Origin of the sequence: Hydrogenophaga sp. 2FB (assembly GCF_005503365.1) — a bacterium.
Taxonomy (GTDB): domain Bacteria; phylum Pseudomonadota; class Gammaproteobacteria; order Burkholderiales; family Burkholderiaceae_C; genus Hydrogenophaga.
The window spans coordinates 11777-35938 of sequence record NZ_SCML01000063.1 but is presented as its reverse complement, the minus strand read 5'-3'; the positions used below and the strand labels follow the sequence as shown (position 1 = coordinate 35938).

General features: G+C 65.3%; 25 protein-coding genes and 3 tRNA genes. 8 read left to right on the top strand and 20 right to left on the bottom strand.

Going from position 1 to position 24162, the window contains the following annotated elements:
• Positions 1–118: 118 nt before the first annotated feature.
• Positions 119–841, top strand: coding sequence for a hypothetical protein (locus FFS09_RS26405; protein WP_137921916.1), 723 nt, complete (start codon positions 119–121; stop codon positions 839–841).
• Between the two features lie 321 nt (positions 842–1162).
• Here the strand turns inward: FFS09_RS26405 and FFS09_RS31715 are convergent, their stop codons facing one another.
• The 10 genes from FFS09_RS31715 to folC all read right to left on the bottom strand — a co-directional run bounded on the left by FFS09_RS31715 (position 1163) and on the right by folC (position 9269).
• Entirely contained in the window at positions 1163–1453 is a 291-nt protein-coding gene (locus FFS09_RS31715) for a helix-turn-helix domain-containing protein (protein ID WP_171020203.1), read from the bottom strand.
• A gap of 552 nt (positions 1454–2005) precedes the next feature.
• Positions 2006–2082, bottom strand: a tRNA-Asp gene (locus FFS09_RS26395).
• 69 nt (positions 2083–2151) lie between these two features.
• Positions 2152–2227 (bottom strand) — tRNA-Glu (locus FFS09_RS26390).
• Positions 2228–2321: 94 nt separating this feature from the next.
• Positions 2322–2397, bottom strand: a tRNA-Ala gene (locus tag FFS09_RS26385).
• 75 nt (positions 2398–2472) lie between these two features.
• Positions 2473–3861, bottom strand: a complete 1389-nt coding sequence (gene gltX, locus FFS09_RS26380) for a glutamate--tRNA ligase (RefSeq protein ID WP_137921914.1) — start codon at positions 3859–3861, stop codon at positions 2473–2475.
• A 1-nt stretch (position 3862) separates the two neighbouring features.
• A complete protein-coding gene (locus FFS09_RS26375) occupies positions 3863–5071 on the bottom strand; it encodes an O-succinylhomoserine sulfhydrylase (RefSeq protein WP_137921913.1) in 1209 nt (402 codons plus the stop codon).
• A 12-nt stretch (positions 5072–5083) separates the two neighbouring features.
• Complete coding sequence (gene purF / locus FFS09_RS26370; protein ID WP_137921912.1) at positions 5084–6589, bottom strand: amidophosphoribosyltransferase; 1506 nt, start codon at positions 6587–6589, stop codon at positions 5084–5086.
• 18 nt (positions 6590–6607) lie between these two features.
• A complete protein-coding gene (locus FFS09_RS26365) occupies positions 6608–7093 on the bottom strand; it encodes a CvpA family protein (protein WP_137921911.1) in 486 nt (161 codons plus the stop codon).
• 13 nt (positions 7094–7106) lie between these two features.
• Positions 7107–7847: an SPOR domain-containing protein gene (locus FFS09_RS26360; RefSeq protein ID WP_137921910.1), complete on the bottom strand. Its 741-nt coding sequence runs from the start codon at positions 7845–7847 to the stop codon at positions 7107–7109.
• A gap of 57 nt (positions 7848–7904) precedes the next feature.
• Complete coding sequence (gene folC, locus FFS09_RS26355; protein WP_137921909.1) at positions 7905–9269, bottom strand: bifunctional tetrahydrofolate synthase/dihydrofolate synthase; 1365 nt, start codon at positions 9267–9269, stop codon at positions 7905–7907.
• A 34-nt stretch (positions 9270–9303) separates the two neighbouring features.
• Between folC and FFS09_RS26350 the strand changes: the two genes are divergently transcribed.
• The 3 genes from FFS09_RS26350 to argG all read left to right on the top strand — a co-directional run bounded on the left by FFS09_RS26350 (position 9304) and on the right by argG (position 11404).
• Complete coding sequence (locus FFS09_RS26350; protein WP_137921908.1) at positions 9304–9651, top strand: ArsC family reductase; 348 nt, start codon at positions 9304–9306, stop codon at positions 9649–9651.
• Between the two features lie 79 nt (positions 9652–9730).
• Positions 9731–10048: a pyrimidine/purine nucleoside phosphorylase gene (gene ppnP / locus FFS09_RS26345; RefSeq protein WP_137921907.1), complete on the top strand. Its 318-nt coding sequence runs from the start codon at positions 9731–9733 to the stop codon at positions 10046–10048.
• A 24-nt stretch (positions 10049–10072) separates the two neighbouring features.
• Positions 10073–11404, top strand: a complete 1332-nt coding sequence (gene argG / locus FFS09_RS26340) for an argininosuccinate synthase (protein WP_137921906.1) — start codon at positions 10073–10075, stop codon at positions 11402–11404.
• Positions 11405–11581: 177 nt separating this feature from the next.
• Here argG and murB read toward each other — a convergent pair whose 3' ends face one another.
• Positions 11582–12634, bottom strand: a complete 1053-nt coding sequence (gene murB / locus FFS09_RS26335; RefSeq protein WP_137921905.1) for a UDP-N-acetylmuramate dehydrogenase — start codon at positions 12632–12634, stop codon at positions 11582–11584.
• Positions 12635–12672: 38 nt separating this feature from the next.
• On the opposite strand from murB, the gene FFS09_RS26330 reads away from it, so the two are divergent.
• Entirely contained in the window at positions 12673–13164 is a 492-nt protein-coding gene (locus tag FFS09_RS26330) for a YajQ family cyclic di-GMP-binding protein (protein WP_137921904.1), read from the top strand.
• Between the two features lie 90 nt (positions 13165–13254).
• On the top strand, positions 13255–13905 hold the full coding sequence (locus tag FFS09_RS26325) for a retropepsin-like aspartic protease family protein (RefSeq protein ID WP_137921919.1): 651 nt from the start codon (positions 13255–13257) through the stop codon (positions 13903–13905).
• Positions 13906–13992: 87 nt separating this feature from the next.
• On the opposite strand, the gene FFS09_RS26320 is transcribed toward FFS09_RS26325, so the two are convergent.
• The 4 genes from FFS09_RS26320 to FFS09_RS26300 form a co-directional block, all read right to left on the bottom strand.
• Positions 13993–14364 (bottom strand): RidA family protein, encoded by a 372-nt coding sequence (locus tag FFS09_RS26320; RefSeq protein ID WP_137921903.1) that lies wholly within the window; start codon positions 14362–14364, stop codon positions 13993–13995.
• Entirely contained in the window at positions 14361–14984 is a 624-nt protein-coding gene (gene plsY, locus FFS09_RS26315; RefSeq protein ID WP_137921902.1) for a glycerol-3-phosphate 1-O-acyltransferase PlsY, read from the bottom strand. Before plsY ends, FFS09_RS26320 begins: the two co-directional genes overlap by 4 nt.
• Positions 14985–15052: 68 nt before the next feature.
• Positions 15053–15544 carry an aminoacyl-tRNA deacylase gene (locus FFS09_RS26310; protein WP_137921901.1) on the bottom strand — a complete coding sequence of 164 codons (492 nt, stop codon included), beginning with the start codon at positions 15542–15544 and terminating at the stop codon, positions 15053–15055.
• 126 nt (positions 15545–15670) lie between these two features.
• Positions 15671–16714: an aldo/keto reductase gene (locus FFS09_RS26300; protein WP_137921899.1), complete on the bottom strand. Its 1044-nt coding sequence runs from the start codon at positions 16712–16714 to the stop codon at positions 15671–15673.
• A gap of 173 nt (positions 16715–16887) precedes the next feature.
• Here FFS09_RS26300 and FFS09_RS26295 point away from each other — a divergent pair, with 173 nt between their 5' ends.
• Positions 16888–17565 carry a YiaD family glycine zipper/OmpA-like lipoprotein gene (locus tag FFS09_RS26295; protein WP_137921898.1) on the top strand — a complete coding sequence of 226 codons (678 nt, stop codon included), beginning with the start codon at positions 16888–16890 and terminating at the stop codon, positions 17563–17565.
• 52 nt (positions 17566–17617) lie between these two features.
• On the opposite strand, the gene FFS09_RS26290 is transcribed toward FFS09_RS26295, so the two are convergent.
• From FFS09_RS26290 to FFS09_RS26270, 5 genes are read right to left on the bottom strand one after another with little or no spacing between them, the layout of a single operon-like run.
• Positions 17618–19072 (bottom strand): gamma-aminobutyraldehyde dehydrogenase, encoded by a 1455-nt coding sequence (locus FFS09_RS26290; RefSeq protein ID WP_137921897.1) that lies wholly within the window; start codon positions 19070–19072, stop codon positions 17618–17620.
• A gap of 33 nt (positions 19073–19105) precedes the next feature.
• Positions 19106–19912 (bottom strand): ABC transporter permease, encoded by an 807-nt coding sequence (locus tag FFS09_RS26285; RefSeq protein ID WP_137921896.1) that lies wholly within the window; start codon positions 19910–19912, stop codon positions 19106–19108.
• On the bottom strand, positions 19902–20855 hold the full coding sequence (locus FFS09_RS26280) for an ABC transporter permease (RefSeq protein WP_137921895.1): 954 nt from the start codon (positions 20853–20855) through the stop codon (positions 19902–19904). The genes FFS09_RS26285 and FFS09_RS26280 overlap by 11 nt, the downstream gene beginning before the upstream one ends.
• Positions 20852–21865 (bottom strand): ABC transporter ATP-binding protein, encoded by a 1014-nt coding sequence (locus tag FFS09_RS26275; protein ID WP_137921894.1) that lies wholly within the window; start codon positions 21863–21865, stop codon positions 20852–20854. Before FFS09_RS26275 ends, FFS09_RS26280 begins: the two co-directional genes overlap by 4 nt.
• A 4-nt stretch (positions 21866–21869) precedes the next feature.
• A complete protein-coding gene (locus FFS09_RS26270; protein WP_137921893.1) occupies positions 21870–23057 on the bottom strand; it encodes an ABC transporter substrate-binding protein in 1188 nt (395 codons plus the stop codon).
• Positions 23058–23231: 174 nt separating this feature from the next.
• On the opposite strand from FFS09_RS26270, the gene FFS09_RS26265 reads away from it, so the two are divergent.
• Positions 23232–24152 (top strand): LysR substrate-binding domain-containing protein, encoded by a 921-nt coding sequence (locus tag FFS09_RS26265; RefSeq protein WP_212745165.1) that lies wholly within the window; start codon positions 23232–23234, stop codon positions 24150–24152.
• Positions 24153–24162: the final 10 nt, after the last annotated feature.

Below are 24162 nucleotides of genomic sequence, written 5' to 3'. Positions count from 1 at the left end.
AAACACATCCCCACCACCGGATTGATGAGCTGCTGCCGCATCGCTGGGTACAGCCTTTCTGACCACTGCGTTGTCTTGCCTCCACCGTCAAGATGGGATCGCTGGACGCTTACAAGCGATGCGCGCTGAGGAACATACGCATGATCAAGCGATGCGTGCCAAGGAGCATGAACTTAATCTTCGCAAGCAGATTTACCTGGATGCTGCTGAAGCCATTGCGTTGGGAATGGCGTCGATTACCGAGATTCAGAACCTCAACAAGTCTGCGCTTGAGGTTCGTGATGCGTTTGCTAAGCGAGCTTCAGGTACGGCGCGCCTGCACGTCGTAGCAAGTGAAGAAGTAGCGTTGAAGTTTGCGACGTTATACCGGCAGCTTGACGATACTTTCATGACGCTAAGAGTTGATCGTATTGCGCTCGACGACATGAGAGCTGAAACGCTAAGGCATGCTTCGATGCGCGATCACTATCAAAAATCGACGGCCAAGCTTGCCGATCTGGTGCGCGAAGGGCATCTGGCTGGGTCGATGACAAATGAGCGGTTTGCAGCTTTGAATGCGCTTTTTGAGCGAGAGTCGAAATTGGCCGCCGAGCATGATGCATCTCACACCAAACTTGCTCAAACGCTGCGGCCCTTGCACCTTGAGTTCACTAAGCATTGCTACGCCGAACATGCGCGATTGTCTAAGCTAACGATTCCACTGATCGCGGCAGTGCGTCGTGACATGGGTATACCGATCAATGAGGAAACCTACCTCGAAGTCGTGACACCGAATGAGGACAATTTGAAACAGCTACGAAAACTGTTTGGTCTGCCTGCGGAACAGCTGACACAGCCGTAGGCTCGGCGGCGGATAGCGTCATCCTCGATAGCCGTCTCGATTTGCAGATTGCTCACGTCCGAGTGAACAACGATTCATCGGTAGCCCACTTCCGTGAGCTTGGTCGAAGTTCTGGCTTCTGCACTGTACTGGCGGCGAGTGACCGCCGACCGGTACGCCAAATTTCAAAACTGATCTTCCTGAATGCAGCCGTTGGCCAGCACCCGCTTTCGCTGCACTGCTGCCTCTCACCTTCCAAGGGTGGACGACAGCCATCAGTATTCACTTCATATTCTCCGAGACTCGCCGAGTACTTAGTGCACGGTCACCGCAAACCGCTGCTCAAATAGAGCGAGAAACCCCGTTTGAGTTTGCAGACTTCCGAGGTCTGCCCCTGCTTCTTTTGAGCTCGACAGCAGGTGGTGCCACCTTGGAACAAACGGTCTCGCGAGGTGGCTCGCCAAGGCCTGCGACAAAGGCTTCGAGATCTGAAACTCGAACCATCCTTCGGCGTCCGATCAGGAAGGTCGCAACTGGAAACCTTCCGGCAGAAAGCCAGTTTTTTGCTGTCTGGTTGGCAATACCAATTGTTCGGGCTCCCTCAAGGTAGGGGATCAGTAACGCTGTGCTCATGGCTCTTCCTGGCGGCGCGGACGCGCCCAGTTTCAACGAGCTGACGGGTTGAGACTGACAGATGATCGATCGAGACACGTGAAGTGTTCGACTCATCGACATTCCACGACATTGGGAAATGTTGATGCCGCACATGAGTGCGCGATTGAGCATGGAGTGGGAGGGCTTGTGTCGGACGGTCAGCTTGGGACATCACGACGATCAAAGCCTCGAGTCCGTTGAAAACGGACGTTCAATTTATCCACATTCAGATGGATGACTGCACGCAGAATACCACACGCGCCGATGGCATCGGCTCAGGTGGTGGCAGCCACCGAAAGTACACTCCCGACGTACTGGTACAGAGCCTGACATCAAGCGCTCTCACAGCGACGCTTCCACTCTGCTTGCATTGAAAGTGGGGACAAAACCGGGACGATCCTCCAGGTACTTCAAAGTCCTTCAAAGTATTTCCCGGGACAAAACGGGGACACTGATTTCCGTTCGGGCAAGAAAAAAGCCCGCTGCTTTCGCACCGGGCTTTATCTAAGCTGTTGATTTACAACGACATTTTGGCGGAGTGGACGGGGCTCGAACCCGCGACCCCCGGCGTGACAGGCCGGTATTCTAACCAACTGAACTACCACTCCTGGTAGATGGCGTTTGTTCTTGCGAACCAAGTGCCAACCACTTGTTGCCTACTTGCCTTGCGGCTTGTTTGGCGACCCTACGGGGATTCGAACCCCGGTACTCACCGTGAAAGGGTGATGTCCTAGGCCTCTAGACGATAGGGTCATAACCTGGACTCAAAGAGCCTCGCATTGTAGCAGCGGAAGAGCTTGTTTTTTCTTCCGTTGCCGCCATGAGCGACTCATTGCGACTTCAAATTTGGTGGAGGTAAGCGGGATCGAACCGCTGACCTCTTGCATGCCATGCAAGCGCTCTCCCAGCTGAGCTATACCCCCACAGGGTTTGCCGATCTGTGCCTGCGACTTCGTCGCCGGTGCATTTCAGCAAGCCTCAAATTATAGCGAGTTTTTTCAGGCGTTCCGCAAACGCGTCAACACCGTCTCGCGATTTTGCAGTTCCAGCACGGCATCGAGCGATGGCGTCTGGGCTGTTCCCATGACCAACACGCGCACCGGCATGGCCAGTTGCGGCATCTTCAACCCGTGCGCCGTCAGCACTTCCTTGATGGCCGCCGAGATGGCCGGCTTGTCCCAGGCGCAGGCCGACAGCTTGTCCGTCAGCGCGGCCAGCACCGGGCGCACGGTGTCGGTCACGTGTTGTGCGCGCTCGTCGGCGTTGGGCGTGATGTCGGCGTAAAACGCTTTCGCCCACTGAGCCAGGACCACAAGCGTGTCGCAGCGGTCCTTGAACAGACCGCAGATGCGCGGCAGGCGCTCGTCGGCCGTGATGCCCTGCTGTTGCAGATACGCGGCCACCAGAGGCGCCAACGCGTCGTCGGCCATGGCCTTGAGGTGCTGGGCGTTGACCCAACGCAGCTTGGCATCGTCGAACTGCGCGGCGCTGCGGCCAAGGTGGTCGAGGTTGAACCACTCGAGGAACTGCGCGCGGCTGAAGATTTCATCGTCGCCGTGGCTCCAGCCCAGGCGCGCGAGGTAGTTCACCATCGCGTCGGGCAGGTAACCTTCGTCGCGGTATTGCGTGACGGGCTTGGCGCCGTTGCGCTTGCTCATCTTCTCGCCCTGCTCGTTGAGCACGGTGGGCAGGTGGGCGTACACCGGTGGCTCCTTGCCGAGCGCGCGAAAGATGTTGATCTGGCGCGGCGTGTTGTTCACATGGTCATCGCCCCGGATCACGTGGGTGATGACCATGTCGATGTCGTCGACCACCACGCAGAAGTTGTAGGTGGGCGTGCCGTCGGGACGCGCGATCACGAGGTCGTCGAGTTCGTCGTTGGCGATTTCGATGCGGCCCTTGACCTTGTCGTCCCACGCGACCACGCCGCCCTGCGGGTTCTTGAAGCGCAGCACGGGCTTCACGCCTTCGGGCACGGGCGGCAGGGCCTTGCCGGACTCGGGACGCCAGGTGCCGTCGTAGCGCGGCTTCTCTTTCGCGGCCATCTGCTTTTCGCGCAGCGCATCGAGTTCGGCCACGCTCATGTAGCAGGGGTAGACCAGGCCACCAGCCACCATGTCGGCCAGAACGGCCTTGTAGCGGTCCATGCGCTGCATCTGGTAGAACGGGCCTTCGTCGTGGTCGAGGCCGAGCCACTTCATGCCTTCGATGATCACGTCCACCGCGGCTTGCGAAGAGCGCTCCAGGTCGGTGTCTTCGATGCGCAGGATGAACGCCCCACCGGTGGAGCGCGCGAACGCCCACGGGTAGAGCGCCGAGCGGATGTTGCCGAGGTGGATGAAGCCGGTGGGCGACGGCGCGAAGCGGGTGCGGATGGGTGCGGTCATGTCAGAAGGAAGAAAGGCCACGGTCGAGGTCGGCCTGGATATCGCCAAGGTGCTCAAGACCGACCGCGACGCGGATCAGGCCTTGGACCACACCGGCCGCCTGGCGCTGCTCTTCGGTGAGGCGGCCATGCGAGGTGCTGGCGGGATGCGCCATCAGGGTCTTGGTGTCGCCCAGGTTGGTGGACAGCGACATGACCTGCAGCGAATCGAGCACGTGGAAAGCACGCGAGCGCGCCTCATCGGGGTTGGCGCCCTTCACCGTGAACGACAGCACCGCACCACCACACCCGTCTTGCTGCGCCATCGCCAGCGCGTGCTGCGGGTGGCTGGCGAGGCCGGGGTAGAACACGCGCGCCACGGACGCATGGCTCTCCAGCCACTGCGCCAAGGCCAGCGCGCGGGCCGACTGGGCCTGCATGCGGATGTCCAGCGTTTCCAGGCCCTTGAGCACGACCCAGGCGTTGAAAGGCGCCAGCGTCATGCCCGCGCTCTTGAGCACCGGCAGAAACGACTTGGTGACCATCTCCTGGCTGGCGCACAACGCGCCGGCCATCACGCGGCCCTGTCCATCGAGGTACTTGGTGCCCGAGTGCATGACGATGTCGGCGCCCAGCGTCATGGGACGCTGCAGCGCCGGCGTGGCGAAGCAGTTGTCCACGCACAGCAGCGCGCCCGCGTTGTGCGCGAGATCGGCCAGGGCCCGGATGTCGCACACCTCTGTGAGCGGATTGGTGGGCGTCTCGGCAAAAAACAACTTCGTGTTCGGCGTGAGGGCGGCCTTCCAGGCGGCCACGTCGGTCTGTGGCACGAAGCTGGACGTGACGCCGAACTTGGCCAGGTCGGTGCCGATCAATTTGATGGTCGAGCCGAACATGGACTGCGAACACACGACGTGGTCACCGGCCTTGAGCAGGCCCATGCACATCATGAGGATGGCAGACATGCCCGAGGCGGTGGACATGCAGGCTTCGGCGCCTTCGAGCGCGGCCAGGCGCTTCTCGAAGCTGGCCACGGTCGGGTTGCCGTAGCGGCCGTAGGTGAAGCCGTCTTCTTCGCCAGCGAAGCGGCGCGCGCCGGATTCGGCATTGGGCTGCACGTAGCCGCTGGTGAGGTACAGGGCCTCGGAGTTTTCGCCGTACTGGCTGCGTTCGACGGCTTCGCGCACAGCGAGCGTGTCGCGGTGCAGTTCCAGGTTTTTTTTCTGCGTCATGGGCACGGTCCTTCAGACAACCTGCGCGTTGGGCAAGGCCAGGCGCGAGGTGTCTTCCTCGCCCTCTTCGCTCTGGTCGCGGCCGGCGTTGAGGCGGGCGATGTCTTCCAGCGTGATGTCGCCGGTGACGTACACGCCATCGAAGCACGAGGCGTCGAAGCCGTTCAGCTTGGGATTGAGCGAGCCGATGGCCTGCTTCATCGCGTCCACGTCCTGGTAGATCAGCGCGTCGCAACCGATGATCTCGCGCACTTCTTCCACCGTGCGGTCGTGCGCCACGAGTTCACCGGGCGTGGGCATGTCGATGCCGTAGACGTTGGGGTAACGCACCGGCGGCGCGGCGCTGGCCAGGTAGACCTTGCGCGCACCGGCGTCGCGCGCCATCTGCACGATTTCGCGGCTGGTGGTGCCGCGCACGATGGAGTCGTCCACCAGCAGCACATTGCGGCCCTTGAATTCGCTGCCGATCACATTGAGTTTCTGGCGCACCGATTTCTTGCGCACGCCCTGCCCCGGCATGATGAAGGTACGGCCGACGTAGCGGTTCTTCACGAAGCCTTCGCGGTACGGCAGGCCCAGCAGTTGCGCCAGTTCCATGGCGCTGGGGCGTGAAGATTCGGGGATCGGGATGACGACGTCGATCTCGTTGGGCGGCACGGTGGAGATCACGCGCTTGGCCAGCGTCACGCCCAGGTTCAGGCGCGCCTGGTAGACCGAGATGCCGTCCATGACCGAGTCGGGCCGCGCCAGGTACACGTATTCGAAGATGCAGGGGTTGTGGCTGATCTTGTCGGCGCACTGCTGAAACTGCATGTTGCCGTCGAGGTCGACGAACACCGCCTCGCCGGGCACGAGGTCTCGGTCGAGTTCAAAACCGTTGCCTTCCAGCGAGACAGACTCGCTGGCGACCATGACGCCACCGTCCTTGTTGCGGCCGATGCACAGCGGGCGAATGCCATGCGGATCGCGAAACGCCAGCAGGCCATGACCGGCGATCAGCGCCACCACAGCGTAGGAGCCCTTGACGCGCTGGTGCACGCCACGCACGGCGGCGAACACGTCGGCCGGCTTCAGGGTGATGCCGCGCGTGACCTTCTCCAGTTCGTGCGCCAGCACGTTGAGCAGCACTTCGGAGTCGCTCTCGGTGTTGACGTGGCGGTGGTCGGTCTGGAACAGCTCCTGCGCCAGCGCCTTGGCGTTGGTGAGGTTGCCGTTGTGCACCAGCACCAGGCCGAAGGGCGCGTTCACGTAGAAGGGCTGCGCCTCTTCTTCGCTGTAGGCATTGCCCGCCGTGGGGTAACGCACCTGGCCCAGGCCGCACAGGCCGGGCAACGCGCGCATGTTGCGGGTGCGGAAGATGTCGCGCACCATGCCCTTGGCCTTGTGCATGAAGAACTTGCGGCCCTGCTGGGTGACGATGCCCGCAGCGTCCTGCCCGCGGTGCTGCAGCAACAGCAGCGCGTCGTAGATGAGCTGATTGACCGGCGTCTTGCTGACCACGCCCACGATTCCACACATGATTGAATCCTCAAAAAACTAACGTATATATCGGGCCACCGGCTCGGGCAACAAGGGCTTGACCTCGACCAGCGTGGCGGTCGATACCTTGGCCACGTTGGAGTCTGCCCACCAGGCAGCGTTCTGCATCTGGGTCATGCTCACCACCAGCGCCACCGCCAGCAGGATCACCACCCCACGCAACAAACCAAAAGCGCCACCGAGCACGCGGTCCACCGGTCGCAGGCCGACCGATGCCACCAGTTTCTGCACCAGCCAGGCACCCAGGCCGGCAGTGAATGCCACGGTCACGAACACCAGCACGAAACCGATCGCCACACGCAGCGGGGGTGACAGGTTGCCCATCGGCAGCCAGGCACCGGCTTCATCGGCAAAGGCCTGGGCCAGCACGAAGGCGGCGATCCAGCCCAGCACGGACAACACCTCGTACACCAGCCCGCGCCACAGTCCGAGCAACACGGACAACAGCAAACCCAGCAGCAACACCCAATCGGTCAGGAGCATCAGCGTGCGCAGGCTAAAGCGTCAGGACCGCCGCAGGCAGACCCATGGCCTTCACGCGGGCAGCGGCCTTGTCGGCATCGGCGCGGTTGTCAAAAGGGCCCACGCGCACACGGATGCGCGTGCCGTCGGCGGTCTTGGCCTCGTGCGTGTAGGTCTTGAGGCCCGCGCCTTCAAGTTTCTGGCGCACCTGGCGCGCGCCGGCCGCCTCGGAAAACGCGCCGACCTGCACCACCAGCCGCTCGGCCGCGGCGCTGGCGGGTTTCGCGGTGGCCTGGGCGGTGGGCGTGGGCTTGCCTTCGAGCAAGGCGCGCGCGCGGGCGGCATCGGTTGGGGCGGCTGGTGCTGCCGGCTTGGCAGGTTCGGGGGTCGTCGGCGCTGGCGTGGCGGCCGCCACGGGCGCCGCCGGCTTGGGCGTCTTTTCGACCACCTCTTCGCGGGCGCTCAGGCCGTCGCGGCTGGACAAGGGCTCTGCCGCCGCCGGCTTCGCGGCAGCCGGTGCGGCGGCGACGGGTGCAGGAGCAGCCGCAGCAGCGGGCTTGGCCACCGGCGCGGTCTTGGCGGGGATTTCGATCGGAATGTCGACGGAAATCGGCCGGGGTTGGGTGTCGAACAACAGCGGGAAGCCGACCACGCCGACCAGCACGAGCACGCTGGCGCCGATCAGGCGGTGGCGTGCGCGGCGGCGCACGGCCTCGATGCTCTGTGGCGGGGGGGTCGAGGCGTTGCCCTGGGAGCCTGAACGGGATTTGAACATTCGGGGTGGGAGCGTGGCGCCATGAAGGCCTGGCGGAAAGGACGCTCTGTGTGAGGGCTAGGCGGACAGGTGTTTCGCCGACATTCGGGGCACGCCGTCCTGCAAAACGCCACCCACTGTGTAGAACGATCCGAAGACGACGATTCTATCAGCGGGGTCCGCGGCGGACACCGCGGCCCGCAAGGCGTCCATGGGGTTTGCATGGACACCGGCCACCCTGCTTTTGCCACCCGGCGCGGTGGCCGGATGGGCGTCGAGCATGGCTTGCAGAGCCGTCGCCTTGCTCGCACGCGGCAAGGGCAGATCGGTGAGGTGCCAGTGGTCGATCAGGGGCGCGATGCGCTCCAGCATGGTGGCCAGGTCCTTGTCGGCCATGGCGCCGAACACCGCGTGGGTGCCGGGGTAGAAGCCCATGGCGTCCAGGTTCTCGGCCAGTGCCGCCACCGAATGGGGGTTGTGCGCCACGTCCAGCACCAGGGTGGGCGTGCCGGGCACGATCTGGAAGCGCCCCGGCAGCTCCACCAGCGCCAGGCCATTGCGCACCGCCTGCGCGGTCACCGGCAGCCGACCCCGCAAGGCCTCCACCGCCGCCAGCACGCCCGAGGCGTTGACCAGCTGGTTGGCGCCGCGCAGCGCCGGGTAGGCCAGGCCGGCGTAACGCCGCCCGCCGTGCGAGGGGTGCATGGCCCAGCCCCATTGCTGCTGGTCGCCGGCGAAATGGAAGTCCTTGCCCAGCCGCCAGAGGTTCGCGCCCACCTCCAGCGCGCGGTCCAGAATGCTTTGCGGCGGCACCGGGTCGCTCACCACCACCGGGCGGCCGGTGCGCATGATGCCGGCCTTCTCGGAGCCGATGGCTTCGCGGTCGTTGCCGAGCAGGGCCATGTGGTCAAGGGCGATGCTGGTGATGACCGCGCAATCGGCGTCGATGATGTTGACCGCGTCGAGCCGGCCGCCCAGGCCCACTTCCAGGATCGCCACGTCCAGACCGCTGCGCGCGAGCGTGCGCAGGATGGCGAGCGTGGTGAATTCAAAATAGCTCAGGCTGATCTCGCCACCGTCGTCGCCGGTCTGCCCTTTGCGCGCCACTTCCACCTCGGCAAAGGCGGGCACCAGATCGTTCGAGGCCACCGCCTCGCCCGCGACGCGGCAGCGTTCTTCGAAGTGCACCAGGTGCGGCGAGGTGTAGACGCCGGTGCGGTAGCCCGACTGGGTGTAGATGGCTTCCAGCATGGCGCAGGTGGAGCCCTTGCCATTGGTGCCGGCCACGGTGATGACCGGGCAGTCGAGCTTGAGGCCCATGCGCCGTGCCACGCGCTGCACGCGGTCCAGCCCCATGTCGATGGTGACCGGGTGCAGGCGCTCGGCGTGGTCCAGCCAGTCGGCCAGCGTGGTGGGGTGGGTAGGCACGGGAATATCAAGCATGGGGGCGATTGTCCCATCGCGGACAATGCAGCCCATGATCACCCTCTACGGCATCCCCAATTGCGACACCGTGAAGAAGGCGCGCGCCTGGCTCACCGAGCACAGCGTGGAATACGCCTTTCACGACTTCAAGAAACAAGGCATTCCCGGCGCGGAGCTCGATCAATGGCTCGCCGCCGCCGGCTGGGACACCGTGATCAACCGCAAGGGCACCACCTGGCGCCAACTCGACGAGGCCACGCGCGCCGGTGTGACAGACGCGGCCAGCGCCCGCGCCGTGGCGCTGGCCAACCCGAGCGTGATCAAGCGCCCGGTGGTGGCGTGGACCGGCGGGGCCATCACCGTGGGTTTCAACGCCGCCGACTGGCAGCGCCGGATCTGACCGGGCCAGCCCCGCTGCGGGCCGCGGCCTAAAATCGCGGTTTCGCCTTTCGTCTTTGCATCACATCTCTCCCAACACCATGAGCACCACCCAATTCGACGGCGTGACCGTCAACACCCAGGCCAGCGTGTATTTCGACGGCAAATGCGTCAGCCACGGCATCACCTTTGCCGACGGCACGAAAAAATCGGTCGGTGTGGTGTTGCCCGCCACGCTCACGTTCAACACCGGCGCGCCCGAGATCATGGAATGCGTGGCGGGTGGCTGTGAATACCAGGTGGCGGGTACCAGCGAGTGGAAGAAGTCGGGCCCGGGCGAAAAATTCAGCGTGCCGGGCAACAGCAGCTTCCAGATCCGCGTGACCGAGCCTTACCACTACATCTGCCACTTCGGCTGATCGATCCGCCGCCGAAAGACCGCCATGGCCACCATTCTTCAAAACCTCCCCACGCAACAGAAAGTCGGCATCGCCTTCTCCGGCGGCCTGGACACGTCCGCCGCGCTGTTGTGGATGAAGCAAAAGGGCGCAATCCCTTACGCGTACACCGCCAACCTCGGCCAGCCCGACGAGCCGGACTACGACGAAATTCCGCGCAAGGCCCTGGCCTATGGCGCCGAGAAGGCGCGCCTGATCGACTGCCGAACGCAACTGGCGCACGAAGGCATTGCCGCCCTGCAGTGCGGCGCCTTCCACATCAGCACTGCGGGCGTGACCTACTTCAACACCACGCCACTGGGCCGCGCCGTCACGGGCACGATGCTGGTGGCCGCGATGAAGGAAGACGACGTCCACATCTGGGGCGACGGCTCGACCTTCAAGGGCAACGACATCGAGCGTTTCTACCGCTACGGCCTGCTGACCAACCCGAGCCTGAAAATCTACAAGCCGTGGCTCGACCAGTTGTTCATCGACGAGCTCGGCGGCCGCGCCGAAATGAGCGCGTTCATGACGGCCAACGGCTTTGGCTACAAGATGAGCGCCGAGAAGGCCTACAGCACCGACAGCAACATGCTGGGCGCGACGCACGAAGCGAAAGACCTGGAACACCTCAACAGCGGCATCCAGATCGTCAACCCCATCATGGGCGTGGCGTTCTGGAAAGACGAGGTCGAGGTCAAGCGCGAGACCGTGACGGTGCGTTTCGAAGAAGGTCAGCCGGTCGCGCTGAATGGTGAGACGTTCGCGAGCCCTGTGGACCTGATCCTCAAGGCGAACGAAATCGGCGGTCGCCATGGTCTGGGCATGAGCGACCAGATCGAGAACCGCATCATCGAAGCCAAGAGCCGCGGCATCTACGAAGCGCCGGGTCTGGCGCTGCTGTTCATCGCTTACGAGCGCCTGGTGACGGGCATTCACAACGAAGACACGATCGAGCAGTACCGCATCAATGGTTTGCGCCTGGGCCGTCTGCTGTACCAGGGCCGCTGGTTCGATCCGCAAGCGATCATGCTGCGCGAAACGGCGCAACGCTGGGTGGCGCGCGCTATCACCGGTGAGGTGACCGTTGAGCTGCGCCGCGGCAACGACTACTCGATCCTCAACACCGAGAGCGCGAACCTCACGTACGCGCCCGAGCGCCTGAGCATGGAGAAGGTGGAAGACGCACCGTTCTCGCCGCTGGACCGCATCGGCCAGTTGACCATGCGCAACCTCGACATCACCGACACGCGGGCGAAGCTGGGCATCTATGCCAAGTCCGGGCTCCTGTCTTTGGGTGAAGGTTCGCAGATGTTGAAGCTCGAGGGCGAGTAATTTCGCTCAGCAACCTCGCGGGATCGGGGCGCCCCGGCGCTCTGCTCCGTGGGTGTCCCCCGCCGGCTGGTGCCGGCTCCTCCTTTACCCCGCTGCGCAGAACGCCAGGTCACCCCGATCTTGAGGGGTGTAGGTGCGCACATGGTTGCGTGCACGGAGGAGCGAAGAAAACCCCCGTCAGACCACCACAGGCTCAGGCTCCAGAAGAATCCCGAAGCGCTCATACACACTGGTCTGGATCGCCTTGGCCAAGGTCATCACCTCGCCACCCGTGGCGCCACCGCGGTTCACCAACACCAGGGCCTGCTTCTCGTACACCCCCGCGTTACCCACACCCCGGCCCTTCCAGCCGCAGGCGTCGATCAACCAGCCCGCCGCCAGTTTGATGCTGCCGTCGGCCATCGGGTAGTGCACCACCTTCGGATCGCGCGCGATGATGTCGGCGCACTGGTCCTCGCTCACGGTGGGGTTCTTGAAGAAGCTGCCGGCGTTGCCGATCACCGCCGGGTCGGGCAACTTGGCGCTGCGGATCGCGCAGATCCAGTCGAAGATCTGCTGTGCGTCCGGATGGGCAATGCCGGTTTCGGCGATCTTGCGCTCCAGATCCGCATAGCCCAGCACCGGCTTCCAGGGCTTGGGCAGCCAGAAACGCACGCGGGTGATGGCGGCGCGCCCGGCCAATCCAAAACCTTTGTCGCCGGCTGGTGTGTGCTTGAACACCGAGTCGCGGTAGCCGAAGCCGCATTGCGCGGCGTTCAGCGTGAACGCCTGCCCGGTCTGCAGGTCGATCGCGTCCAGCTCGCTGAACCGGTCCTGCAACTCCACGCCGTACGCACCGATGTTCTGCACCGGCGAGGCGCCCACGCAACCCGGAATCAGCGCCAGGTTTTCCAGACCGGGCCAGCCCTGCTCCAGCGTCCAGCGCACGGTTTCGTGCCAGCTCTCGCCCGCGCCCGCTTCCACCAGCCAGCCTTTGTCGGTCTCCTCGATCAGGCGCCGCCCGCGAATCTCCATCTTGATCACCAGCGGCTTCACGTCACCCGTGATCACCAGGTTGCTGCCACCGCCCAGCACGAACGGAGGGGCCTCGCGGGTGAGCACGGGCCAGTTGGCACTGGTCATGAGTTCGATGAGATCGGCTTCCTGGCGCACGCGCACGAGCCGCTGCGCGCGCGCAACGATGCCAAAACTGTTGTATGGCTGGAGCGCCACGTTGTTCTCGACTACCATTCTTGGATTGTCTCACCCACCCCCAGGATTCTTCAGCCATGCCTTCTTTTGACACCGTACTCGAAGCCGATTTCGTCGAAGTGAAAAACGCGGTCGACCAGGTCACGCGCGAGATCGGCACGCGCTTCGATTTCAAAGGCACCAGTGCCGCGATCGAGCTCAAGGAGAAGGAAAAGGAAATCATCCTGCACGGCGACGCCGACTTCCAGCTCCAGCAGATCGACGACGTGCTGCGCGGCAAGCTCACCAAACGCGGCGTGGACGCGCGCTTTCTCGACGTCGGCAAAGTGGAGAAAGCCGGCGGCGACAAGGTCAAGCAGGTCGTCAAGGTGCGCAACGGCATCAGCACCGAAGACGGCAAGAAGATCCAGCAGGTCATCAAGGGCAGCAAACTGAAGGTGCAAGGCGCCATTCAAGGCGATGCGGTGCGCGTGACCGGCACCAAGCGCGACGATCTGCAGGCGGCCATGGCGCTGATCCGCAGCGAGTTGAAGGACCTGCCGCTGTCGTTCAACAACTTCAGAGACTGAATGAACACCCCCCGCGCCGCCTGCGGCGTCACCCCCCGCCTGGGGGGCGGTGCCCGCGGCCCGGCAAAGCCGGTTCCGCGGCACCTCTGGATGGGCGTAGCCTCGCTCGTTGCTGTGGCTCTGTGGGGTGTGGCGCCATCTGCCTTGGCCCAACAAGTCGCGCTCTCGGGCGTGGCAGGAGGCAAGGCGCTGGTGAACATCGATGGCGCCTCGCCGCGCTTCCTGGCACCCGGACAAGCGCACCAAGGCGTGAAGCTGCTGAGCACGCAGGGCGATGCGGCCGTGTTCGACATCAATGGCCAACGCCAGACGCTGCGCGTGGGCGATGCGCCGGTGAGCGTGGGCCGACCCGCCGGCGCCGAAGGGTCGGGCGCGCAACGCATCGTGCTCACCGCCGATTCGCGCGGCCACTTTTTGCCGGCGGGCCAGATCAATGGACGCGCGGTGCAGTTCATGGTCGACACGGGCGCGACTGCCGTCATCCTCAGCGAGTCCGACGCCAGGCGCATCAACCTCGACTACACCAAGGGCCGCAAGGTCTCCGTGAGCACCGCCAATGGCCAGGTGCTGGGGCACCAGGTGCAGCTGGACTCCGTGCGCATCGGCAGCGCGCAGGTGCATGGTGTGGCCGCCATCGTGCTGCCGCAATCCATGACCTATGTGCTGCTGGGCAACAGCTTCCTCACACGCTTTCAAATGCAGCGCAACAACGACCAGTTGACGCTGGACCGGCGGTACTAGGAAAAGCACCCCCGCGGCGCTTCACGCCACCCCCTCAAGGGGGCAACACCTGAGGCCCGACAAAGTCGGTTCCTCGGTGTTTCTGGATCAAACCCTCTCGCCGGCCACGGCGGCGGTCACCACGATCTCGATGCGCCAGGCTGGATCGGCCAAGGCCGCCTGCACGGTGGCACGCGGTGGCGCGGTGCCCGGCACCACCCAGGCGTCCCACACCGCGTTCATCGCGCCGATGTCGGCGATGTCCGCCAGAAAAATCTGCGTGCGCAGGATGCGCGACTTGTCGCTTCCCGCTTCCTGCAGGCGCTGGTGCACCTGCTCCAGCACGTCCTGCGTCTGGCCCGTGATGTCGGTGTCGCCGCGCTCGGGCACCATGCCGGCGAGATAGACCACGCCATTGAACACGGCGGCTTCGCTGTAGCGTGTGGCCACGCCGATGCGGGTGATGTGTGAATCGCTCATGTCTTCTTCGCTCCCAGTTTGCTTTCCTTGCCGGCGATCAGGCGGTTGATGTTTTCCGCATGGCGCCACACCAGCAGCACGGCCATCACGGCCAGCGCCAGCACCATCACACCCGGGGCGTTCCAGGCCACGCGGTTGCCGAGCAGAAAGTACGCCGGCGCGAACACCGCGGTGACGATGGACGCCAGCGACGAGTAGCGGAAGAACACCGCGATGATCACCCACGTGGCCAAGGCCGCCAGCCCCAGCCAGGGGTTGAACCCGACGATCACACCGGCCGCCGTGGCCACACCTTTGCCGCCCTGGAAACGGAAGAACACCGGGTAGAGGTGGCCCAGGAAGGCCGCCAGACCGACCAGCGCCACCGTGCCGTCACCCAGGCCATAGGCCTCTCCCCACCATTTCACCGCCACCACCGGCAGCCAGCCCTTGAGGGCATCGAGCAGCAGCGTGATGAGTGCCGCCGCCTTGTTGCCCGAGCGCAGCACGTTGGTGGCGCCAGGGTTCTTGCTGCCATAGGTGCGCGGGTCGTTCAGGCCCATGAGCCGGCTCACGAGAACCGCGAACGACAACGAGCCAATCAGGTAGGCGGCCACCGTGGCCAGCAGGGAATAGGTCATGCAAGGGTCTCCTCGAGCGCTTCGAATCGCCGCGTCTGTGCACGGTATTGGCGCGGGTGTTGGGCTGGCTATTCTGCCAGCGCGCAGTTCACCGGCCTGGCGCCCAAGGGACCGGACAACACCGCCGGATCGATGCCGACGAGAAAACCGCGCCGCCCGCCGTTGATCCAGATCTTCGGCAGCGCCAGCACCGACGCTTCCACCCACACCGGCATGGCGCGCTTGAGGCCGAAGGGCGAGGTTCCACCGACCAGAAAACCGCTGTGCCGGTTCGCCACCTCGGGCTTGCAAGGCTCGACCGACTTCGCGCCGATCTGCCGCGCCAGGTTCTTGGTCGACACCGTGCGGTTGCCATGCATCAGCACCGCCAGCGGCTTGGCGGCCTCGTCCTGCATGATCAAGGTCTTGACCACCGCGAACGGATCGAAGCCGAGCACCTGCGCGCTGTGCTGCGCGCCGCCGTGCTCCAGGTACTCGTAAGGATGCTCGGTGAACGCCACGCCATGCGCCTTGAGCCAGGCGGTGGCGGGCGTCTCACTCACGTGGGTCTTCTTGGCCATACAAAAAAGTCCATCAACGCCAACCTGCTGCGCCCTTTTCCAGAGATGCCGCGGAACTGGCTTTGCCAGGCCGCAGGCATCGCCCCCTTGAGGGGGTCGCGCGAAGCGCGGCGGGGGTGCTCCCGCTCATTGCGCGGGGTCGCGCGACGTCCAGCGGATGGCGTCGACTGCCGCGAGCAAGTCCTTGGACGGCGTCGTGCCCCACGCATCCAGGCATTCGTCGAGCTGGGCCACCGTGGTCACGCCGATGATGGTGCTGGCCACGCGCCAGTTGGTGTAGCAGAAGGCCAGCGCGAGTTGCGTCGGCGTGAGGCCATGCTCGCGCGCCAGCGCGTTGTAGCGCCGTGCGGTCTCCAGCGCTTCGGGGCGGCCCCAGCGCTGCTTGCGCATCGAGTCGTAAATCGCCATGCGGCCCGCGTTGCCGACCAGACCGGTTTCGTCGTACTTGCCGCTCAACAGGCCAAAGCCCAGCGGCGAATACGCCAGCAGCGACACACTCAGGCGGTGGCAGGTTTCGTCCAGGCCGTTTTCATAGCTGCGGTTGATCAGGCAGTACGGGTTCTGCACCGTGGCCACGGTCGGCAGGCCGTGTTGCTCGGCCAGGCGCACGAACTCGTGCACGCCATAGGGCGATTCGTTGGACAGGCCCACCGCCTTGATCTTGCCGGCCTTCACCAGGTCGGCCATCGCTTCGAGTTGCTCCAGCACCGAGGGCACGGGCTTGTCCTTGGCGGGGTCGAAGTACAGCGCGCCAAAGGCGGGCAGGTTGCGCGCGGGCCAGTGGATCTGGTACAGGTCGATCACGTCGGTCTGCAGGCGGCGCAGGCTGCCTTCACACGCTTCGATGATGCCGGCCCTGGACACGTCAGGGCGCAGCCACGGCATGCCGCGCGCCGGGCCGGCGACCTTGGTGGCCACCACGAGCTTCTCGCGTGCGCCGGGGCGTTTCGCGAACCAGTTGCCGATGATGGTTTCGGTCGAGCCGCAGGTTTCGGCGCGCGCGGGTACCGAATACATCTCGGCCGCGTCGAGGAAATTGATGCCGCGCTCCACCGCGCGGTCCAGGATGTGGTGCGCGGTGGCTTCGTTCACCTGTTCGCCAAACGTCATCGTGCCCAGGCAGATGGGCGTTACCTTCAGCGCGCTCGCGCCCAATGAAACTGGTGTCATGCAAGTATTTGTAAATAGGAGTGCGGGAAGTTGTCGTGCCCATGGGGCAGGGTATAAGTTTAGAGTGCACCAGCGTGAGCCTGTGCGGGCCCTTCGGGAAGACCCGCGTTCTCGTTCAAGCTGTTATCCCGCACCCTTCGTCAACCTCATCAATAACGCAGTGGAGAAAACACATGACGCAAATCAAGACCCAACTGACCCGCGGCCTGACCATCACGACCCTGACCGCCGCGCTCGCCCTTGCCGGCTGCGCCAACATGACTGAAACGCAAAGCGGCACCGCCAAGGGCGCCGGCATCGGCGCCGTCGCGGGCGCGCTGCTCGGCGCGGCCACGGGCGGCTCCAAGGGCGCGGCCACCGGCGCGGTGCTGGGTGCGGGCGCGGGTGCGGTGGGCGGCTACGTCTGGTCCAACAAGATGCAGGAACAGAAGAAGCAGATGGAAGCCGCCACGGCCGGCACCGGCATCGGCGTGAGCCAGACCACGGACAACCGGCTGAAGCTCGACGTGCCCGCCGACGCCGGCTTCGCCACCGGCCGCTCCACGGTGAGCCCCACGCTGCAGCGCGTGCTGGGCCAGTTCGCCGGCACCCTCAACGCCAACCCGGTGACCGCTGTCGCCATCGTCGGCCACACCGACAGCACCGGCAGTGACGCGGTGAACAACCCGCTGTCGTTCGACCGCGCCAATGCCACGCGCGACTACCTGGTGTCCCGCGGCGTCGCGGCCACCCGCATCGCCACCGATGGCCGCGGCTCGAGCCAGCCGGTCGCCGACAACGGCACCGCCCAGGGCCGCGCCGCCAACCGCCGCGTGGAAATCTACGTGGCCGAGCCCGCAGCAGCGCGCTGATCGGCGCACGCTTCACAAAAAACCCGGCAGTGCCGGGTTTTTTTACGCCACTTCACAGTTTGGCCATGATGTGGCGGGCTACCGTGTAGTCCTCCAGCGCGTACATCGACATGTCTTTCCCATAGCCGCTGGCCTTCATGCCACCGTGCGGCATTTCGTTGGCGAGCATGAAGTGGGTGTTGATCCAGGTGCAGCCGTACTGCAGCTTGCGCGCCACACGCAGCGCGCGCGACACGTCCTGCGTCCACACCGACGAGGCCAGGCCGTAGTCCGAATCGTTGGCCCAGGTCACGGCCTCGTCAGGGTCGGTGAAGCGCGTGACCGACACCACGGGGCCGAACACCTCGCGGCGCACGATCTCGTCGTCCTGCCGCGCACCGGCGATCACCGTGGGTTCGTAGAAGAACCCACTGCCCGCGCGCATCTTGCCGCCCGCCGTCACTTCCATGTGGCCCACCATTTGCGCGCGCTCCACGAAGCTGGCCACGCGGTCGCGCTGCCGGTCGGTGATCAGCGGGCCGAGTTCCACGCCAGGCTCGTCCTGCGTGCCCATCTGGATGGTCTTGACCGCGCTGCTCAGGTCGCCCACCAGGCGGTCGTACACCTTGGCACCCGCATAGAGGCGGCAGGCCGCGGTGCAGTCCTGCCCCGCGTTGTAGTAGCCGAAGGTGCGGATGCCCTCCACCACCGCGTCGATGTCGGCGTCGTCGAACACGATCACCGGTGCCTTGCCGCCCAGCTCGAGGTGCGTGCGCTTGAGCGTGCCGGTGGCGGCCTGCAGGATCTTGCGGCCGGTGGACACGTCGCCGGTGAGCGAGACCATGCGCACCAGCGGGTGCTCCACCAGCGGCTGGCCCACGCTAGGGCCACGGCCGCAGATGACGTTGAACACGCCCTTGGGCAGGATCTCGGCGATCACGCGCGCGAGCATCAGCGTGGTCAGCGGCGTCTGCTCACTGGGCTTGAGCACCACGGTGTTGCCCGCCGCGATCGCGGGCGCGCATTTCCACGCCGCCATCATCAGCGGGTAGTTCCACGGCGCAATCGAGCCGACCACGCCCACCGGGTCGCGACGGATCATGCTGGTATGGCCCGGCAGGTATTCGCCCGCGACCGAACCGCTCATGCAGCGCGCCGCGCCCGCGAAGAAACGGAAGCAGTCGACGATCGCCGGGATCTCGTCTTCCAGCGCGCGCAGGTACGGCTTGCCGCAGTTGAGCGACTCCAGGCGCGCGAACTGCGCGGCGCGCTGCTCGATCGCGTCGGCCACCTTGAGCAGCAGGCGCGAGCGCTCCATCGGCGTGGTGTCGCTCCAGCTGTCGAACGCGCGGCTGGCGCCCAGCACCGCCTTGTGGATCTGCTCGTACGAGGCCTCGGGTACCTTGGCGATCACCTCGCCCGTGGCCGGGTTGAGCACGCGCTCGGCCTCGCCTTCGCCGATCACGAACTGGCCGTCGATGAACAGCTCGGTCGACATCGGGATCTGCACATCGGGGGTCTTTCCCATGGTGGTCTCCATTCGGTGAAAAGGGGTGCGGGCTCAGCGCCCGGCAGGTTGTTCGTCGGCGCGCGTGAGGTAGTACGCCACCAGGATGGGGATGAAGGTGAGCGCGATGATCACCACCGCCACCACGTTGGTGACGGGCCGCTGGCGCGGGCGGATGAGTTCCTGCAGCATCCAGATCGGCAACGTGGTCTGCTGGCCCGCGGTGAAGGTGGTGACGATCACCTCGTCGAAGCTCAGCGCGAAGGCGAGCAGCCCACCCGCGAGCAAGGCCGACCCGAGCTGCGGCAGGATCACGTAGCGGATGGTCTGGAAGCTGTCGGCGCCGAGGTCCATCGAGGCCTCGATCAGCGAGGGGCTGGTGCGCCGCAGCCGCGCCACCGCGTTGTTGTAGACCACCACCACGCAGAAGGTGGCGTGGCCGATCACGATGGTCCAGAAACTGAACGGGATCTCCACCGTGTGGTACGCCGTGCGCAGCGCGATGCCGGTGAGGATGCCGGGCAGCGCGATCGGCAGGATCAGCAGCAGCGAGATCGCATCGCGGCCGAAGAAGCGCGTGCGCGCCAGGCCCGCCGCGGCCAGCGTGCCCAGCACCATCGCCAGCGCGGTGGCCACCAGCGCGACGCGGAACGACAGGCCGATGGCGGCCCACACGTCCTCGCGCGCCCAGGCGGCGGCGAACCACTGCGTGGTCAGCCCAGGCGGTGGGAACACATAACTTTTGTCTTCCGCGCTGAAGGCGTAGAGGATGATGAGCGCGAGCGGGATGTGCAGGAACAGCACGCCCGCCCAGGTCGCGGCCTTCAGGCCCCAGCCGGCGCGCGAAGGGTCAGAGCGCATCGAAGGCCCCCAGGCGTTTGGCGATCCACAGGTAGACGCCAATCACCACGATGGGCACGAGCGAGAACGCGGCGGCGAACGGCACGTTGCCCGCCACACCCTGCTGCCGGTACACCACCTGGCCGATGAACAGCGTGGAGTCGCCAATCACCTGCGGAATGATGTAGTCGCCCAGCGTGAGCGAGAAGGTGAAGATGGAACCGGCCGCGATGCCCGGCATGGCGAGCGGAAAGATGACCTTCCAGAACGTGGTGCCCGAGCGCGCGCCGAGGTCGCTCGAGGCTTCGAGCAGCGAACCCGGGATGCGCTCGATCGCGGCCTGGATCGGCAGGATCATGAAGGGCAGCCACATGTAGACGAAGACGATGAAGGTGCCCAGGCGCGAGAACGAGAGCGAGTTGCCGCCGATGCCGGGCGTGGACAGCACCGCGTCGAGCAGCCAGGTCATGTGCACCTCGGCCAGCACCCAGGAAATCGCGCCCTCCTTGGCCAGCAGCAGCTTCCACGCGTACAGGCGCACGAGGTAGCTCGACCACAGCGGCAGCATCACGGCGATGTAGAGCAGCGCCTTCAGCGGGCCGCGCGCATAACGCGCCATGGTGTACGCGATGGGGAAGGCGATGACGCCGCAGGCCAGCGTGACGCTGACCGCCATGGCCACGGTGCGCAGCACCACGTCCACGTTGGCGGGGTCGGTCATCTCGCGGAAGTTCTGCAGCGTGAGTTCCGTGCGGTTGACCACGCCGGAGAACTCGTCGAGCGCGAAGAAGCTGTTGGCCAGCAGCGCGAACAACGAGCCCAGGTAGACCACGCCGAACCACAGCAGCGGTGGCCCGAGCAGCGCGGCCAGCAGCAGGCCGCGGCGCGTGTAGAGCAGGTCCGAGAGCCGGCGCAGCGCGCCGTGGCGGGGCGCCACCGCCATGGTGGGCAAGGCCAGGTTCATGGCGCCACGCCTTGCAGCGGGTGCACCGCATCGGCTTGCCAGTGCAGGTGCACGGTGTCGCCCGGCGTGGGCAGTTCGGGGTGGTGCTCGGGATTGAGGTCCACCGACACCGCTTCACCGGCCCAGTCCACCCGCACGCGCGAGAACGAGCCGAAGTACTGCGCGTCGATCACCGAACCGCTCAGGCGCGCCTGCCGCGGTGCGCCCAGGCGGATGCGCTCGGGCCGCAGCATGACGCTGTCCACGCCGGCGAGCTCGCGGGCGCGCGCGCCGTCGAACACGTTGGCCGCGCCGACGAACTCGGCGACGAAACGCGTGGCCGGCTGGTTGTAGATCGCCTGCGGTGCGCCCACCTGTTCCAGCCGGCCTTTGTTGAACACGCCGATGCGGTCGCTCATCGAAAGCGCCTCGTGCTGGTCGTGCGTGATGAAAAGGAAGGTGATGCCCAGTTGCCGTTGCAGCGCCTTCAGTTCGGTCTGCATCTGCTCGCGCAGCTTGAGGTCGAGCGCGCCCAGCGGCTCGTCGAGCAGCAGCACCTGCGGCTGGTTGATGAGCGCGCGCGCCAACGCCACCCGCTGGCGCTGGCCACCCGAGAGCTGGCCGGGCCGGCGTTCGCCCACCCCGGAGAGCCGCACCAGGTCCAGCATCTGCTCGACGCGCGCATGACGCGCACGGCGCTCCACGCCTTGCACCATCAGCCCGTAGGCCACGTTGTCGCGGATGTTCATGTGCGGGAACAACGCGTAGTCCTGGAACACCGTGTTCACCGGCCGCGCGTACGGCGGCAGGTGCGACACGTCCTGTCCGCCGATGAGGATGCGCCCCGAGGTCGGCAGCGTGAAGCCGCCGATCATGCGCAGGCAGGTCGTCTTGCCCGAACCCGAGGGTCCGAGCAAGGTGAAGAACTCCCCGCCTTCGATGGTGAGGTCCACGTGATCGACAGCGCGCAGGGCCTGCGCACCGCTGCCGAACACGCAGGACACACCTTCAAGCGTGACAGCAACCGTCATGGGATCAGCGTCCCCCGAGGACCGCGATGTAGTCGGAGACCCACTTGTGGTACGGCACGCAGTTGTTGTTCTGTGTCGTGCACTTGCTCGTCGGCGTCTTCCAGAACGAGATCTTCTCGAAGCTGTTGTAGCCCTGGTTGGCGCAGCCCTGGTCGGTCAGCAGCTTGTTGCCCTTGCAGGCCGCGGGCACCGAAGGCACCGAGCCGAACCAGGCCGCGAGATCGCCCTGCAGCTTGGTGTTGAGCGAGTGCTCCATCCACATATAGGCGCAGTTCGGGTGCTTGGCATCGGCATGCAGCATGGTGGTGTCGGCCCACCCGGTCGCGCCTTCGGCCGGCACCACGGTGGCCACCGGGCGGTTCTTGCTCTTGAGGATGTTGGCCATGAACTGCCAGCTGCTCGAGGCCACCACGCCTTCGTTGGTGAAGTCGTCGATCTGCACGAAGGCGTCGTGCCAGTACTTGCCGACCAGCTTGCGCTGGCCGCGCAGCAGGTCGAGCGCGGCCTTGTACTGCGCCTCGGTGAGTTCGTACGGATCCTTGATGCCCAGCGCCGGGTTCTTCTTCATCAGATAGAGCGCGGCGTCGGCGATGTAGATCGGGCCGTCGAAGGCCTGCACGCGGCCCTTGTTGCTCTTGCCGTCGGGCAGCGTCGTTTCCTCGAACACCACGTTCCAGCTGGTGGGTGGCTTGTCCTTGAACACGGTGGTGTTGTACATGAGCACGTTCCAGCCCCACTGGTACGGCGTGCCGTAGTGCGTGTTGTTCACGTAGTGCCAGGGCGCTTTCTGCAGGCGCGGGTCCACGGACTTGTAGCTGGGGATCAGGTCCACGTTGACGGGCTGCACGCGCTTGCCGGCGATGAGGCGCATGGACGCGTCGCCCGAGGCGGTCACGAGGTCGAAACCGCCCTCGTTCATGAGCGCGACCATTTCGTCGGACGTGCCGGCGGTCTTCACGTTGACCTTGCAGCTGGTCTTCTTCTCGAAATCGGTCACCCAGTCGAAGTTCTTGTCGGTCTGGCCGCGTTCGATGTAGCCGGCCCAGGCCACGATGTCGACCTGTCCTTCGCCTTTGCCCAGCTTCTTCAGCGCCGATTGCGCCTGCGCGGCGGGCACCAGGATGAGCAGGGACAGGGCCGTCGTCACGAGACCCGCGACGGTGCGGGCGAGGGGGCGTTGTGCGAGTTTCATGGGTCGATCACCTTCGATGAAGAACGGTTTCAGAAACGCAGCCCACCGCCCGGCGGGCCGTCTGCAGCGCATCGTATGAAGCCCACCCGCGCTTTCAAAATTCAATATTGCTGCGGTAAGCTATCTCGAAAATAGAGATCAAGGGTTTACCCATATCTTTTTGGCACCGCAGCAGTGAACCGGCACATCACGCTCAAGCAGTTCCGTTATTTCCTCGCGGTGGCCGAATCGGACTCCGTGGCCGCGGCCTCGCGCATGCTCAGCATCGCGCAGTCGGCCATCACCAAGAGCGTGCTGGAGCTGGAAGACGAACTTGGTGTGCTGCTGTTCGAGCGCAGCCCCAAGGGCATGCGGCTCACGCCCGAGGGGCACCGTTTCCTGGTGAAGGCGCGGCGCGTGATCGGCGCGGTGGCCGACGCCACGCGCGACGTGCACCCCGGCGCCACCCCGCTGAGCGGCGCGCTCACCATCGGCGTGACCAGCCTGGTGGCCGGTTATTACCTCTCGGAAGTGTTCGCGCGTTTTCGGCGCACCTGCCCGGAGGTGGACCTGAAGGTGGTGGAAGACGCCCCGCCTTTTCTCGAACACCTGTTGATCAATGGCGAGCTGGACATCGCGATCATGGTGAGCAACGCGCTGGGCGAACCGCAGGCGCTGGTGGCCGAGACGCTCACGCGCTCACCGAACCGCGTGTGGATGGCGGCCGACCACCCGCTGGCCTCGCAGGCGGAGGTGGGCCTGGCCGAATGCGTGCAGCACGACCTGGTGGTGCTGCAGGCGGACCGCATCGAACTGCTGATGCGCCCGGTGTGGGCGCGCCACCAGCTCAAGCCGCGCACGGTCTTGCGCACCTCGTCGCTCGAAGCGGTGCGGTCTCTGGTGGGGGTGGGTGCTGGGTTGGCGGTGTTGCCGGACTTTCTGTACCGCCCCTGGACGCTGGACGCGGAGCACGTGGAGGTGCGGACCTTGCGCGATGCCGTGCCCACGGTCGACGTGGGATTGGTGTGGCGGCGGGGCTCTCAACCGCGTGCCGAGGTGCTGGAGTTCATCGAGGTGGCGCGGGATCAGTCTCGGTCTCGGCGGCCCTTGGCTTGAGTTCCGTTTC